The sequence below is a fragment of the Agrobacterium sp. LAD9 genome (assembly GCF_003031125.1).
GTDB classification, from domain to species: Bacteria; Pseudomonadota; Alphaproteobacteria; order Rhizobiales; family Rhizobiaceae; genus Agrobacterium; species Agrobacterium radiobacter.
Map to the genome: position 1 here is coordinate 15,847 of NZ_PHGS01000027.1, position 13,448 is coordinate 29,294.

Here is a 13,448-nt window from a genome sequence, read left to right on the forward strand (position 1 = left end):
ACCCCGCTTACACTGATAGCCAACACGTTCGTGCGGACACCTATGCACTCATGCACATCAGGATGCGGGTACGACCATTTCCGCTGTCCGCACGTGAAAATTGCTCCTCGCAATCGTCAAGTCCGGCGCAAGATGATGTTCACGCCGGCCGCTGGCGTGTTGACACCCATATAGATAATTTCAGAGAAACGTGCCAGACCATTCAACCAAGCTAATCGATTTTTTTATCGAGACGACGAAATCTGAAACGGAACCGCAGCATGGATTTGACGGCGGAAAATCTTGGCGTGCGACGCGGCGAAGATTTCATATTCATGAATATTTCCTTCAAGTTAAGCGACGGAGAGGCGCTGGTGCTGACCGGGCGCAACGGCTCGGGAAAATCCACGCTGCTGCGCACGGTGGCGGGTCTGCTGCGTCCCGAGCAGGGACGGATTAAGATAGCCGGCGAAGGAATTGAGCCGGACATGCGCCCCTCGGAGGCCTGCCATTATCTCGGCCATCGCAATGCCATGAAAACCGAACTGACCGTTTCGGAAAACCTGCGCTTCTGGAAGGATTTCCTCGGCGACTTTCCCGGCGGCAGGGGCATGGCGATTGATGAGGCCGCGGAGATTGTCGGCCTTGCCGGCATTACCCACCTGCCCTTCGGTTATCTCTCCGCCGGCCAGCAGCGGCGGTTTGCCATGGCGAAGCTTTTGATTGCCTGGCGACCGGTGTGGATTCTTGATGAGCCGACCGCGGCACTTGATAAGGCTGCGGACGGAATGTTTACCGATCTTGTGAAAAACCACCTTGGAAGGGGCGGGATTGTACTTGCTGCGACCCATCAGCCTTTAGGGTTGGAGAATATGCAGGAATTGCAGATGACGGGGTTTGCAGGGGTGGAGGCTTGGGCATGAGGGTGATGTGCGTGCGGCTTACCCCCCTCTGCCCTGCCGGGCATCTCCCCCTCAAGGGGGGAGATCGGCAAGGCGCACTCCCGCCGCTTCTTTCTCCAACATTGAGATGGGTGAGACCTTGCCGCAGGTCGATCTCCCCCCTTGAGGGGGAGATGCCCGGCAGGGCAGAGGGGGGTAAGCTATATCCACCGAGGCCCTACCAATGACCGCCCTCTTCCTCCGCGATATCAAACTCTCCATCCGCGCCGGCGGCGGCGCGCTGATCGGCGTGCTGTTTTTCATGACCGTGGTTGCCGTCATCCCGTTCGGCGTCGGTCCCGATCTCAACCTGCTCGCCCGCATCGGCCCGGCCATCGTCTGGATCGGCGCGCTTCTATCAGCCCTTCTCGGCCTCGACCGGCTGTTCCAAGCCGAACGGGATGACGGATCCCTCGATCTGATCCTGATGCAGGAAACCCCGCTCGTCCTGACCGTCTTCGTGAAATGCCTGGCGCACTGGGTCACGACCGGTCTGCCGCTGGTGCTTGCCTCGCCACTGCTCGGCCTGTTCATGAACATGGACGAGGTGGCGATCGGCGCCGTCATGCTCACCCTTCTCGTCGGTTCACCCGCCATTACCTTCATCGGCGCGGTGGGCGCAGCGGTTGCCGTTGCCCTGCCGCGCGGCGGCCTTCTGGTCTCCATCCTCGTCCTGCCGCTCGCCATTCCCGTCTTGATCTTCGGCGTCAGCGCTTCCTACGCAGCCGTGCAGGACCCGGCGCCCTTCATGCCGCCATTCCTCATTCTCTGTGCGATCACGTTATTTTCAGCCGTGACCGGTCCTTTCTTTGCCGCTTTGGCACTGCGCAATGTTATGGATTGATGAAACTGCAATGGACGGTCCCCGATTGACAGGGATCAATTGCGGGGCGGCCATTCTCGGGTTACACAAACGGCATGAACGAGCAGACCTTCACCATCACCAAATTCAGTGATCTCGCCAATCCCACGCGGTTTCTGGCGCTGGCGGCACGCATTCTGCCCTGGCTCGCGGCTCTGACAGCACTGGTGCTGGCATCAGGTCTTTATCTGTCTTTCACCACTGAGGGCGATTACCAGCAGGGTTATACCGTGCGCATCATGTATGTGCATGTCCCCTCCGCCTGGCTCGCCATGATGTGTTATTCGGTCATGGCGATCTCCGCGATCGGCACCCTCGTCTGGCGTCACCCGCTCGCGGATGTCAGCCACAAGGCCGCCGCCCCCATCGGCGCAGCGTTCACGCTCATCGCACTCATCACCGGCTCGCTCTGGGGCAAGCCCATGTGGGGAACCTGGTGGGTATGGGACGCACGGCTGACCTCCGTTTTCGTACTTTTCCTGATGTATCTCGGGCTCATCGCACTCAACCGGGCCATGGATGATCCGTCCAGGGCGGCCCGCGTCAGCGCCGTGCTGATCCTCGTCGGTTTCGTGAATATCCCCATCATCAAATTTTCGGTCGAGTGGTGGAATACGCTTCACCAGCCGGCAAGTGTCATCCGCATGGGCGGTTCCGCCATCGATGCAGAATTTCTCTGGCCGCTTCTGACGATGGCCATCGGGTTCACGCTGCTGTTCTTCACCTTGCATATCGCCGCCATGCGCAATGAAATCTGGCGTCGGCGTGTCGCAGCGCAACGGCGGCTTGCCGCCCGCATCGCGAACCGGGAGGGCTGAGAGGATGACACACGCCTTTTATATCGGCATGTCCTATGCGGCCACCGGCCTCGTCGTTCTCTGTCTCATCGCCTGGGTCGTCATGGACGGCCAGGCGCGCAAACGGGAACTGAAAGAACTGGAGGCCTCCGGTGTGCGCCGCAGGGCAAGAGCCGGTTCCGCAGGTGACGCGCAATGACGCAGGCCAACCACGACGACACCAAAGCCAAAACGACGGGCCGTGCACGTTATGCGCTGGCGCTTCTCCCGTTGCTGCTGTTTGGCGGTTTCGCCCTCATCGCCGGCAAGATGCTCTACGATCAGGACGTGAACGGGCTTGACATCAGCGCCATTCCCTCGGCGCTTATCGGTACCAAGGCACCCGCCCTGTCGCTACCGCCGCTGGAGGGCTCGAACCTTCCGGCGCTGACCGATACCGCCATCAAAGGCAGGCTGACGCTGGTCAACGTCTTCGCCTCCTGGTGCATTCCCTGCCGGCAGGAGCACCCGCTGCTTCAGGAATTGGCGAAGGACGACCGCATCACCGTCGTCGGCATCAATTACAAGGACAAGCAGGATAATGCGCTGCGTTTCCTCGGCGAGCTCGGTAATCCCTTTGCGGCGATAGGCGTCGATCCGAACGGCAAGGCGGCGATTGACTGGGGTGTCTATGGTATTCCCGAAAGTTATCTGGTCGGCGCGGATGGCACGATCCTTTATAAAAAGGTCGGCCCCTTCGATGCCCGCAGCGTCGAACGGGACCTGCTGCCAGCCATCGCGGCCGCAGCCGGGAAATAACCCACTCCGCAAGGTATCACCCCTTGGTAACGACCCTCAGCGACGGGCCTTCAGCCGGCAGACGCATGCCTTCCAGCACGACTTGGTCGCGACCGCCACGTTTTGCGGCATAGAGACTATCATCGGCACGCTTGATGGCATCGTGGATTGAATGATCCCCCCTCGCGACGGCCGAGACACCGAAGCTTGCCGTGATCTGGCTGGTTACACCCCGGTTGCGCCAATCGAGCGACGAGAGACCTGTACGCATGCCATTGGCAAGTTGGCCGGCTGCGGCAGCCGTCTGGCCGGGCAGGAAGACAACGAATTCCTCACCGCCAAAGCGCGCCACCAGCGCATCCCCGGGCGCGTTTTTTCTGAGAAGATCGGAAAGGCCGATGAGAACGATATCTCCTGCCGCATGACCGTAGACGTCGTTGATGCGCTTGAAATGATCTATGTCGCAGACAATGACCGCGCCCTCAGGCGTATCGTTGCGAAAATCGGGAACACGGCGATCAAAGCCGCGGCGGTTCAGCACGTCAGTCAGAGGATCATGTTCCGCCGCATGCAGATGCCGGTCGACGGTGACGGAAATCTGGCTCGCAAGCACGGAAAGCGCAAGCAGGAAGCCGAAAATGCTCGCGGCGAGCTGCATGTAGAAGGCATAATCCGACTCGAAGAATTCGCTGAGCTCGATCATCGAGCCCCCGGGCGTCATCACCAGCAGCATGCCGATGCGCACCAGCGTTTCCATCACCACAAGACAGGCAATTCCCACCATCAGCCTGTCGGCGAGTGCGACGGGGCGCTTTCGCACGAGCCAGACCGGGATCGCAAGCAAAAGGGCGCAGACGAAATCGCCAATGACGAGCTCGCGTTTCAGATCCGGCGTGATGAAAACATGGAAAGAGACCAGCAACACCGCAACCACGACGATCGACAGTCGGGCCGCGGTATGAAGCGGCCGGTCAAAATGGGTAAGCAGCGCATGGCCATAGAGGAAGAAGGCGGAGAAGAACAACAGGTTCGAAAGGATCGCCTGGACTTCGAAAGGCAGGCCACCGAGCACCAGAGGCGTCGCAAAACCAAAGGCCGCCGAAAGATATCCGATACCCCAATAGCGGGCAGAAGCGTGACCGATCCTCTGCAGGAACAGGAACACCACGCCGAATGTCAGCATGATGAAGGGGAGAAGATAGGCGAAATTATCTTGCAACGGGTTCTGCCAGGAAGAGACGGGTCTTTGAACCCGGACGATACCGCAATGCCCTTAAAAAAGCCTGCATGTCTCGCGTGGTTTCAGTCCATCCCGGCCAAAATCCTGGCGGCTGCGTTCACATTTGCGGGAGCGCGTTCTGCCATTCCTTGATCGCCTCCACAGGCCAGACCAGCATGACGACGTTCAGCGTCAGATTATCGCGGATCAGCCAGCCGGTGAAGATTTCGAAGAAGATGGCGATCACAACCGTCAGCCACACCGGCACGCGGGCGGCGAAGAGGAAACCCAGCACCATAAAAACCGTATCCATCGCCGAGTTCAGGATGCTGTCGCCGGTGTAACCCAGCGCCATGGTCGCCGTGCGGTAACGATCGATGATGAGAGGCGAGTTTTCAAGGATCTCCCATGCCGCTTCCACCAGAACCGCAAGTGACAGCCGCATGGAAAGCGGTTTGTTGCGGAAGAGCAGCCAGGCGAACCAGTAGAACAGGAAGCCGTGAATGATATGCGAGGGCGTATACCAGTCGGCCAGATGCTGGGAATTGCCCGGTGTGTTCACGCCCGGCTCGAACAGCTTCACATAACCGCATTCGCAGATCGGAATGCGGCCCATGGCATAGAGAATGACGATCTGCAGGAGAAGCAGCCCGGCGGCCACGCCGAACCATTTGAGCGAGCGCGAACGGGAAGCCGACATCTCTGCAATTGTCATTTTTCGTCCTTGTTGAGCGGTTCCAGCGAATGGCGCATGACGAGCGGCATTTGCGCCATGGTGAAGATGATGGTGATCGGCATCGTGCCCCACACCTTGAAGGCGACCCAGGTGTCGGTGGTGAACATGCGCCACACAACCTCGTTCATCACCGCGAGGAAGAGGAAAAACACGCCCCAGCGCAGCGTCAGCTTGCGCCAGCCTTCATCCGTCAGCCTGAAGGCCGAATTGAAGACATAGCCGAGCAGCGATTGCCCGAAAAACAGGCCGCCCAGCAGAATGACGCCGAACAGCGTGTTGACGATGGTCGGCTTCATCTTGATGAAGGTGTCGTTCTGCAGCCACAATGTCAGCGCGCCGAAAACGAACACCACGATGCCTGATATCAGCGGCATGATCGGCAGTTTCCGCGTCAGCCCCCATGAAACCGAAAGAGCCAGCGCCGTTGCAATCATGAACAGGCCGGTGGCGATGAAGATCGGCCCGCCGAATTCCGTCAGCACGGGGAAGGTGGAGGCCAGCCATTCGCCGCGGGAATTGGCGAAGAAGAACACCATGAGCGGGCCAAGCTCGAGCACGAATTTCAGGAGCGGGCTGATTTCCGCCACCATCTTTTCGCTTTCCTTGGAATTGCTTTCAATATCCATACTCACACTCCCGCAATGGCCTTGGCGAAATCTTCCGCCTCGAAGGGCTCCAGATCATCAACACCTTCACCCACGCCGATGAAATAAACCGGCAGCTTGTGTTTGGCAGCGATGGCGACGAGGATACCGCCCCGCGCCGTGCCATCCAATTTTGTCATAATCAGGCCCGAAACGCCCGCGACATTGCGGAATATTTCCACCTGGTTCATCGCGTTCTGGCCGGTCGTCGCATCCAGCGTCTGCAGCACGGTGTGCGGCGCATCCGGATCGAGTTTGCCGAGCACGCGCACGATCTTTTCCAGCTCCGCCATCAGTTCCGTCTTGTTCTGCAGACGGCCGGCCGTATCGATGATGAGCACATCGCTTTTCTGCGCCCGCGCCTGCTCATAAGCGTCGTAGGCAAGCCCCGCCGCATCCGCGCCGAGCTTGGTGCCGATGAATTGCGAGCCGGTCCGATCGGCCCAGATCTTGAGCTGTTCGATCGCCGCCGCGCGGAAGGTATCGCCGGCCGCAAGCATGACCTGGAGGCCAGAGCCCGAGAGCTTGGCGGCAAGCTTACCGATAGTGGTCGTCTTGCCGGTACCGTTCACGCCGACGACGAGAATGACATGCGGCTTGTGCGAGAGATCGAGTTCCAGCGGCTTGGCGACAGGCTTCAGGACCTTGGTGATCTCGCCCGCCATGATGCGCGCCACATCTTCGCCGCTCACATCCTTGCCGTAACGCTCGGAAGACAGGGCGCCGGTGATGCGCATGGCGGTCTCGACACCCAGATCGGACTGGATGAGAAGATCTTCCAGCTCATCGAGCGTGTCCTCATCCAGCTTGCGCTTGGTGAAGAGCGCCGAAATCTGCGTCGTCAGCTGCGACGACGTGCGGGAAAGCCCGGCGCGCAGGCGCTGAAACCATGTCAGTTTTACCTGCGGTGCTACAGGCGCAGGCTCCTGCCGTTCACTTGCCGACGAAAAACCCTTGGGCAGAGCCGTGGGAACCGCAGGGGGTTCGACCGCGCTCGCGGCTTCCGCCTCGTCGAGCAGCGCATCCATCGCATCCGTATCCAGCACGACATCCGCTGCTTCCGGCAAAGCTTCGTCCTGCTCTTCAGCGGCTGCTTCCGCCTGTAGCAACGACAATGGCACCACGCCCATATCGCCGGAAAGCTCGGCACCGGGAAGAAGCGGTGCGTCCTCTTCCTCATCTTCTTCGGAGAGAACTACACCCGTCGCTTCGTCCGGGGCCGGGCCACCGGCCGTCTCCATCTCCAGTTCGGAAACCGGGTCCTTGTCGACAGCGCCATGCGCTTCGGCGTCGCTCAGCGCCGCTTCGAAGGAGGCGTTTTCATTGCCGCGCTCAGACGCGGCATCCTCTTGCGGCCGCTCTTCCGTTGCGGCCTTGTCCTTGCCGAACGAAAAGACTTTTTTGATGAAGCCGAGGGCCATGGTCGTTCCCGTGTCTTTTCTCTTTAGCCGCCTCAGGCCGCATTTGCCGCCAGAAGCTTCATGTTCAGATGTTTGCCGTTGTGGCCGGTAATCGCAACCTGCGCAAGAGTGCGCGCAGGAAGATCAGGCGCCGCCACCAGCGTGAAATTGTCGGTATGGGCAAAACCGTTGTTTTCAACAAGGATCGTCTGCACCGAACCGACCATGCCCTGCAGATGCGCGAGCCGCAGCGCCTCACTGCGTTCACGAAGCCTCGCCGCCCGCTCCTTCACCAGCGCGCGGTCAAGCTGCGGCATGCGAGCGGCAGGTGTGCCGGCACGCGGGCTGTAGGGAAACACATGCAGGCTGGAAATGCCGCATTCCTCCGCCAGCGTCGCGGCATTTTCGAACATCTCTTCCGTCTCTGTCGGAAAACCGGCGATCATATCCGCGCCGAAGGCGATCTCCGGCCGCAGCGCCCGCACGTCGCGACAGAAGCGGATGGCATCGGCCCGTGAATGGCGGCGTTTCATGCGTTTCAGGATCATGTCGTCGCCATGCTGGAGGGATAGGTGCAGATGCGGCATGAAACGCGGCTCATCGGCAATCAGATCCATCAAATGATGGTCGGCCTCGATACTATCGATCGAGGAAAGCCGCAGACGCAGAATATCCGGCACCTGTTTCAGCAATGTCTTGGCGAGGTAACCGAGCGATGGCTCGCCGGGCAGGTCAGCGCCATAGCTGGTCGCATCCACCCCGGTCAGCACGATTTCGCAATAGCCGCTTTCCGTCAGCCTGCGTGCCTGATCCACCACCGCACCCATGGGCACCGAGCGCGAATTGCCGCGCCCGTAGGGTATGATGCAGAAGGTGCAGCGATGATCGCAGCCATTCTGCACCTGAATGAAGGCGCGCACATGCCCGTCTATGTGCTTCACCATCTGCGGCGCTGTCGCCTTGATGCTCATGATGTCGTTGACGCGCAGCTTTTCTTCCGCCGAGACGCCGAAATCCGGCAGCGCGCGATAGGAGGTGCTTTTCAGCTTTTCCTCATTGCCCAGCACCGCATCCACCTCGGGCATTTCGGCAAAGGTCTGTTTTTCCGTCTGTGCGGCGCAGCCGGTAACAATGATGCGTGCATGCGGATTGTCGCGCCGTGCGCGGCGGATGGCCTGGCGCGCCTGACGCACCGCCTCGCCCGTCACGGCACAGGTATTGACCAGCACGGCATTGTTGAGCCCGGCTTTTTCGGCCTCCGCCCGCATCACTTCCGATTCATAAGTGTTGAGACGGCAGCCGAAGGTTATGACCTCGACGCCACTCATACGGCCCCCTGTTCGGCCGCAGCATCACGCGACCAGACGCCGGTAACGGGATCGACCATGCCGGACCATTCCCATTCGGCCGGGCCGGTCATGATGACGTGATTGTCCTCACGCCAGTCGATGGTCAGCGGCACGCGGATGGGGCTGGAGGCGACATCGATGGTGACCTTCCGGCCGGTACGGCCGGTGCGGGCGGCGGAAACGGCTGATGCGCAGGCGGCCGAACCGCAGGCGAGTGTCAGCCCTGCGCCGCGTTCCCATGTGCGGGTGCGAAGCGCGCTGTCGGAAATCACCTGCGCCAGCGTGATATTGGCCTTCTCCGGAAACATCGGATGGTTTTCGAGCAGCGGCCCGAAACGTTCGAGATCGAACTCCATCGGATCACGATCCACCCAGAAGATCGCGTGCGGATTGCCCATGGACATGACGGCGGGCGAATGCAGGATCGGCGCATCGATCGGGCCAATCTGCAATTCGATGCGACTGGTATCGTGGAACTCCTCCGAAAGCGGAATGTCGCTCCAGCGGAACCGCGGCAGGCCCATATCGACTGATATCATGCCATCTTCATGTTCGACGGCGTTCAGGATGCCCGCCACCGTCTGAAAGGTGAAGCTGGTCTTGCCCGTTTCGGAAGACAGCGCCTGCACCACGCAGCGCGTGCCGTTACCGCAGGCCTGCGCCTTCGTGCCGTCGCAATTGAGAATGTCGATGAAGGCATCCGTGCCGCCAACACGCGGATCGTGGATCGCCATGATCTGGTCGAACTGGGTTGAGGAATCGGCATTGAGCGCGATTGCCGCTTCGGGCGTGACCATATCTTTACGGCCGCGCATATCGACAACGAGGATCTTGTTGCCAAGCCCGTTCATCTTCGCAAATTCGACCGTATCCGCCATCGCCTTAAACCTGAAAACTGTCTGAAAACCGGTTTGCATTCGGGATATTTCCCGCGCTTTCGCCCTATATGGCGGAAAGACCGGCAAATTACCAGACTGTTGCGGCGCAAACGGGGCGGCGGTCAGACGGAAGGCACGTCGAAAACTTCTCCGGGACGCATTGGCCGGAAACGGCTCTCATCCACCCCCTGCTCCGTCAACGCAACCTTGAGGGCCGCAAGCGGCGCATCCACCGCCTCATCGGTGAGCTGCACCGTGCCCCAATGATGGCCGCAAACATGCGCCGCGCCGCAAAGCTTCATACCTTCCACGGCTTCCGCCGGGTTCTGGTGCTGGCCTTTCATGAACCAGCGCGGCTCGTAAGCGCCGAATGGCAAGTTCGCCAAGCGGAATTCGCCGTGCTTCTTGCGCGCGGCGTGATAGTTGAGGCCCTCGTGGAAGCCGGTATCGCCTATATGGTAGATTTTACCGCCTGGCGTTTCGATCACGAAGGCGGCCCAGAGCGCCATGCGTCGGTCGTTAAGACCGCGGGCCGACCAGTGGTGGCACGGTTCGAAATGAATTTTCACCGAACCTGTCTCCACCACATCGCCCCAATCGCCCACCTTGATACGCGCCGCCTCGACACCGGTGCGAATAATCGCGTCATTGCCGAGCGGCGTGATGAAAAGCGGCTTGTGCGCCACATGCAGGCGCTTCAACGTTTCCATATCCAGATGGTCGTAGTGATTATGGGTCACCAGCACCAGATCGATGGGCGGCAGATCCTCGAAACGGATGCCGGGCGGATTGACCCGTTTGGGACCGGCAAAACTGAAAGGGCTGGTGCGCTGCGACCACACCGGATCGACGAGAATATTCAAACCCGCCGTCTGGATGAGAAATGAAGCATGGCCCACAAAGGTGACGCGCATGTCCCTGCCTTCGATGCGGGCTTCCGGCTTTGCGAAGGGAAAGGGGCTCGGATAGCTTTCCGGCCATGTGGCGCGCTCGCCATTGAAGCGCCATTTCAGCAGCCCCATGAAATTGCCGGGCGGCGAACCGCCGGGGTTGAAGAAGCGCATCCCGTCGAAATGATCGGAGATCGGGCCGCTATAATAGGCGCTGGCGCTCGAACGGCGGGCATAAAGGCCACCACCCGCCAGAGCGAGCAGGCCAAGAGCGGAAAAACGAAAAAATTTTCGACGGTTCATGACAAATGTATAGGGAGCGAAAGAGGGCCGTTCAAGCACCGCCAATGGTGGCCGGCGACCAATCACGCAAAGATGAAATGCAGGCCTTCGCGCCTGAAACCCGGCACCGCCTTGACTTTTCCCGCGCTTTCCTGTTTATCGCCGCCAATCAGCTGGCAGTTTCACGACTCCAAGCCGCCGACCGGGACCCGCAAAGGTATAAAGAGATCCCGGAGGTCAACACCCGACAGCGCGATGCGCCCTCGGGTGCTTTTTGGCTTTGCGTCTTGTTTTTGGCAGCGAAAGCACCGACGTTTCGGAAACCCCGGAACGAAGAAGGAAGAAACGATGTTTGAAAACCTCCAGGACCGCCTTGGTTCCATTCTGAATGGACTGACCGGCCGTGGCGCGCTGACGGAAGCCGATGTTGCTGCCGCCCTGCGCGAGGTTCGCCGTGCGCTTCTGGAAGCGGACGTTGCGCTGGAAGTCGTGCGTTCCTTCACTGACAAGGTGCGTGAAAAGGCTGTCGGCGCAGCCGTTCTGAAATCCATCAAGCCCGGCCAGATGGTCGTCAAGATCGTGCATGACGAGCTTGTCGAAATGCTCGGCACCGAAGGCGTCTCGATCGACCTGCATGCGGCCGCCCCCGTCGTCATCATGATGGTGGGTCTGCAGGGTTCGGGCAAGACCACGACAACAGGCAAGATCGCCAAGCGCCTGACCGACCGTGACAAGAAGAAGGTGCTGATGGCATCTCTCGACACGCGTCGTCCGGCCGCACAGGAACAGCTTCGCCAGCTCGGCGTGCAGACCGGCGTCGACACGTTGCCGGTCATTGCCGGCCAGTCGCCGACAGATATCGCCGCGCGCGCCGTGCAGGCCGCAAAGCTTGGCGGCCACGACGTCGTCATTCTCGACACCGCCGGCCGCACCCATATCGATGAACCCTTGATGCTGGAAATGGCCGACATCAAGAAGAAGTCCAACCCGCACGAAATCCTGCTGGTCGCGGATTCGCTGACAGGTCAGGACGCCGTCAATCTCGCGCGCAATTTCGATGAGCGCGTCGGCATCACCGGTCTCGTGCTGACCCGTATGGACGGCGACGGACGCGGCGGTGCCGCCCTTTCCATGCGTGCCGTCACCGGCAAGCCGATCAAGCTGATCGGTATCGGCGAGCGCATGAACGAACTCGACGAGTTCCATCCGCGCCGTATCGCCGACCGTATTCTCGGCATGGGCGACATCGTCTCGCTGGTCGAGAAGGCCGCCGAGAACATCGATGCGGAAAAAGCCCGTGCCATGGCCGAGAAGATGGCCAAGGGCAAGTTCGACCTCAACGATCTCTCCGACCAGCTTGCCCAGATGAAGAAGATGGGCGGCATGGGCGGCATCATGGGGCTGATGCCCGGCATGGCCGGCATGAAGGACAAGATGGCTTCCGCTGGCCTCAACGACAAGATGTTCGACCGCCAGATCGCCATCATCTCGTCGATGACCAAGGCGGAACGCGCCAATCCCGATATTCTGAAGCACAGCCGAAAGAAGCGCATCGCCGCCGGTTCCGGCACCGATGCCGCTGAAATCAACAAGCTTCTGAAGATGCATCGCGGCATGGCCGACATGATGAAGGCCATGGGCGGCAAGGGCAAAGGCGGCATCATGAAGCAGATGATGGGCGGCCTTGCCGGCAAGATGGGCCTCGGTGGTCTTGGCGGCGGCATGCCTGATCTGTCGAACATCGATCCGAAGCAGCTTGAAGCGCTCCAGAAGCAGGCAGAAGCCGCCGGTCTCGGCAAGCCGGGCGGGATGCCCGGCCTCGGCGGCATGCCGGGCGGATTGCCGGGCCTCGGCAGCGCCAAGCTGCCAGGTCTTGGTGGCATGCCGGGCCTGCCCGGCTTTCCGAAAAAGAAGTGAGGGGGACACCAGTGAACAATGCAGAGGTGAAAGCCCAGCTTTCCGAATACCGCCAGTCGATCGACAATATCGATGCCGCACTGGTTCACATTCTTGCCGAACGTTTCCGCTGTACCAAGGCGGTGGGCGTGCTGAAGGCAAAATACAATTTGCCGCCGGCCGACCCGGCGCGCGAGGAATACCAGATTGAACGCCTTCGCCACCTGGCAAAGGATGCCAATCTGGATCCGGATTTCGCCGAGAAGTTCCTGAACTTCATCATCAAGGAAGTCATCCGGCATCATGAAGCAATCGCCGCCGAACATGGCGGCACCGAAAAGACCGCCTGAAAGGCGGACAAGCCATCCTAAGGAGTAAATGACATGGCACTTAAAATTCGTCTCGCACGCGGTGGTTCCAAGAAGCGCCCGTACTACCAGATCGTCGTTGCTGACGCCCGTTCGCCCCGCGACGGCCGTTTCCTCGAGAAGGTCGGTTCCTGGAACCCGATGCTTGCCAAGGACAACCCGCAGCGCATCGAGCTGAAGGCTGACCTCATCAAGGAATGGATCGCCAAGGGCGCACAGCCGACCGACCGCGTTCTGCGCTTCCTCGCAGAAGCCGGTCTTGCCGAGCGCGCCGCTCGCAGCAACCCGGAAAAGGCAAAGCCGGGCAAGCGCGCTCTGGAACGCGTCGCTGAAAAGAAGCAGAAGGCTGAAGATGCAGCCGCTGCTGCTGCGGAAGCCTCTGCCGCAGAATAATCTGCGCAGAATCTTTTGAAGAACGGGTGGCGTGGTT

The 13,448-nt window shown here is 60.3% G+C and carries 16 protein-coding genes; 9 read left to right on the top strand and 7 right to left on the bottom strand.

Translation table 11 applies throughout. The features are described 5' to 3' along the window. The first annotated feature begins 260 nt into the window (after positions 1-260). The 5 genes from ccmA to DA915_RS24795 all read left to right on the top strand — a co-directional run bounded on the left by ccmA (position 261) and on the right by DA915_RS24795 (position 3,377). Entirely contained in the window at positions 261-902 is a 642-nt protein-coding gene (gene ccmA, locus DA915_RS24770; RefSeq protein WP_107677610.1) for a heme ABC exporter ATP-binding protein CcmA, read from the top strand. Between the two features lie 202 nt (positions 903-1,104). Then, positions 1,105-1,764 (top strand): heme exporter protein CcmB, encoded by a 660-nt coding sequence (ccmB, locus tag DA915_RS24780; protein WP_003505065.1) that lies wholly within the window; start codon positions 1,105-1,107, stop codon positions 1,762-1,764. A gap of 74 nt (positions 1,765-1,838) precedes the next feature. Beyond that, the gene (locus DA915_RS24785; protein WP_020810182.1) at positions 1,839-2,600 is read left to right on the top strand and encodes a heme ABC transporter permease; all 762 of its coding nucleotides are present in this window, start codon (positions 1,839-1,841) and stop codon (positions 2,598-2,600) included. A gap of 4 nt (positions 2,601-2,604) precedes the next feature. Then, entirely contained in the window at positions 2,605-2,778 is a 174-nt protein-coding gene (gene ccmD, locus DA915_RS24790) for a heme exporter protein CcmD (RefSeq protein WP_035221713.1), read from the top strand. Then, on the top strand, positions 2,775-3,377 hold the full coding sequence (locus DA915_RS24795) for a DsbE family thiol:disulfide interchange protein (protein ID WP_003505071.1): 603 nt from the start codon (positions 2,775-2,777) through the stop codon (positions 3,375-3,377). The genes ccmD and DA915_RS24795 overlap by 4 nt, the downstream gene beginning before the upstream one ends. A 16-nt stretch (positions 3,378-3,393) precedes the next feature. Here the strand turns inward: DA915_RS24795 and DA915_RS24800 are convergent, their stop codons facing one another. The 7 genes from DA915_RS24800 to DA915_RS24830 all read right to left on the bottom strand — a co-directional run bounded on the left by DA915_RS24800 (position 3,394) and on the right by DA915_RS24830 (position 10,775). Beyond that, entirely contained in the window at positions 3,394-4,575 is a 1,182-nt protein-coding gene (locus tag DA915_RS24800) for a diguanylate cyclase (RefSeq protein ID WP_162722704.1), read from the bottom strand. Between the two features lie 118 nt (positions 4,576-4,693). Further along, positions 4,694-5,290, bottom strand: a complete 597-nt coding sequence (locus tag DA915_RS24805; protein WP_035212820.1) for a DUF2585 domain-containing protein — start codon at positions 5,288-5,290, stop codon at positions 4,694-4,696. Next, entirely contained in the window at positions 5,287-5,937 is a 651-nt protein-coding gene (locus DA915_RS24810) for a septation protein A (RefSeq protein WP_107677611.1), read from the bottom strand. The genes DA915_RS24805 and DA915_RS24810 overlap by 4 nt, the downstream gene beginning before the upstream one ends. Before the next feature lie 2 nt (positions 5,938-5,939). Further along, the gene (ftsY, locus tag DA915_RS24815; protein ID WP_107677612.1) at positions 5,940-7,376 is read right to left on the bottom strand and encodes a signal recognition particle-docking protein FtsY; all 1,437 of its coding nucleotides are present in this window, start codon (positions 7,374-7,376) and stop codon (positions 5,940-5,942) included. 32 nt (positions 7,377-7,408) lie between these two features. After that, positions 7,409-8,683, bottom strand: a complete 1,275-nt coding sequence (mtaB, locus tag DA915_RS24820; RefSeq protein ID WP_107677613.1) for a tRNA (N(6)-L-threonylcarbamoyladenosine(37)-C(2))-methylthiotransferase MtaB — start codon at positions 8,681-8,683, stop codon at positions 7,409-7,411. Continuing rightward, on the bottom strand, positions 8,680-9,582 hold the full coding sequence (gene dapF, locus DA915_RS24825) for a diaminopimelate epimerase (protein ID WP_003505083.1): 903 nt from the start codon (positions 9,580-9,582) through the stop codon (positions 8,680-8,682). The genes mtaB and dapF overlap by 4 nt, the downstream gene beginning before the upstream one ends. 122 nt (positions 9,583-9,704) lie before the next feature. Continuing rightward, a complete protein-coding gene (locus DA915_RS24830) occupies positions 9,705-10,775 on the bottom strand; it encodes an MBL fold metallo-hydrolase (protein WP_080868365.1) in 1,071 nt (356 codons plus the stop codon). Positions 10,776-10,819: 44 nt separating this feature from the next. Between DA915_RS24830 and DA915_RS24835 the strand changes: the two genes are divergently transcribed. The 4 genes from DA915_RS24835 to rpsP are packed head-to-tail and all read left to right on the top strand — an operon-like array spanning position 10,820 to position 13,411. Then, on the top strand, positions 10,820-11,110 hold the full coding sequence (locus DA915_RS24835; protein WP_077998725.1) for a hypothetical protein: 291 nt from the start codon (positions 10,820-10,822) through the stop codon (positions 11,108-11,110). Further along, on the top strand, positions 11,103-12,671 hold the full coding sequence (gene ffh / locus DA915_RS24840) for a signal recognition particle protein (protein ID WP_107677614.1): 1,569 nt from the start codon (positions 11,103-11,105) through the stop codon (positions 12,669-12,671). Before DA915_RS24835 ends, ffh begins: the two co-directional genes overlap by 8 nt. An 11-nt stretch (positions 12,672-12,682) precedes the next feature. Then, the gene (locus DA915_RS24845; protein ID WP_003520511.1) at positions 12,683-13,000 is read left to right on the top strand and encodes a chorismate mutase; all 318 of its coding nucleotides are present in this window, start codon (positions 12,683-12,685) and stop codon (positions 12,998-13,000) included. A 33-nt stretch (positions 13,001-13,033) separates the two neighbouring features. Continuing rightward, positions 13,034-13,411 carry a 30S ribosomal protein S16 gene (gene rpsP, locus DA915_RS24850; protein WP_003505093.1) on the top strand — a complete coding sequence of 126 codons (378 nt, stop codon included), beginning with the start codon at positions 13,034-13,036 and terminating at the stop codon, positions 13,409-13,411. Positions 13,412-13,448: the final 37 nt, after the last annotated feature.

Bases quoted from the DNA above. Each gene is read 5' to 3' on its own strand.
- mtaB (WP_107677613.1), bottom strand. From the start codon at position 8,683: ATGAGTGGCGTCGAGGTCATAACCTTCGGCTGCCGTCTCAACACTTAT.
- ccmB (WP_003505065.1), top strand. From the start codon at position 1,105: ATGACCGCCCTCTTCCTCCGCGATATCAAACTCTCCATCCGCGCCGGC.
- dapF (WP_003505083.1), bottom strand. From the start codon at position 9,582: ATGGCGGATACGGTCGAATTTGCGAAGATGAACGGGCTTGGCAACAAG.
- DA915_RS24805 (WP_035212820.1), bottom strand. From the start codon at position 5,290: ATGACAATTGCAGAGATGTCGGCTTCCCGTTCGCGCTCGCTCAAATGG.
- ccmA (WP_107677610.1), top strand. From the start codon at position 261: ATGGATTTGACGGCGGAAAATCTTGGCGTGCGACGCGGCGAAGATTTC.
- DA915_RS24835 (WP_077998725.1), top strand. From the start codon at position 10,820: ATGGTGGCCGGCGACCAATCACGCAAAGATGAAATGCAGGCCTTCGCG.
- DA915_RS24810 (WP_107677611.1), bottom strand. From the start codon at position 5,937: ATGGATATTGAAAGCAATTCCAAGGAAAGCGAAAAGATGGTGGCGGAA.
- DA915_RS24795 (WP_003505071.1), top strand. From the start codon at position 2,775: ATGACGCAGGCCAACCACGACGACACCAAAGCCAAAACGACGGGCCGT.
- DA915_RS24830 (WP_080868365.1), bottom strand. From the start codon at position 10,775: ATGAACCGTCGAAAATTTTTTCGTTTTTCCGCTCTTGGCCTGCTCGCT.
- ftsY (WP_107677612.1), bottom strand. From the start codon at position 7,376: ATGGCCCTCGGCTTCATCAAAAAAGTCTTTTCGTTCGGCAAGGACAAG.
- DA915_RS24785 (WP_020810182.1), top strand. From the start codon at position 1,839: ATGAACGAGCAGACCTTCACCATCACCAAATTCAGTGATCTCGCCAAT.
- ccmD (WP_035221713.1), top strand. From the start codon at position 2,605: ATGACACACGCCTTTTATATCGGCATGTCCTATGCGGCCACCGGCCTC.
- ffh (WP_107677614.1), top strand. From the start codon at position 11,103: ATGTTTGAAAACCTCCAGGACCGCCTTGGTTCCATTCTGAATGGACTG.
- rpsP (WP_003505093.1), top strand. From the start codon at position 13,034: ATGGCACTTAAAATTCGTCTCGCACGCGGTGGTTCCAAGAAGCGCCCG.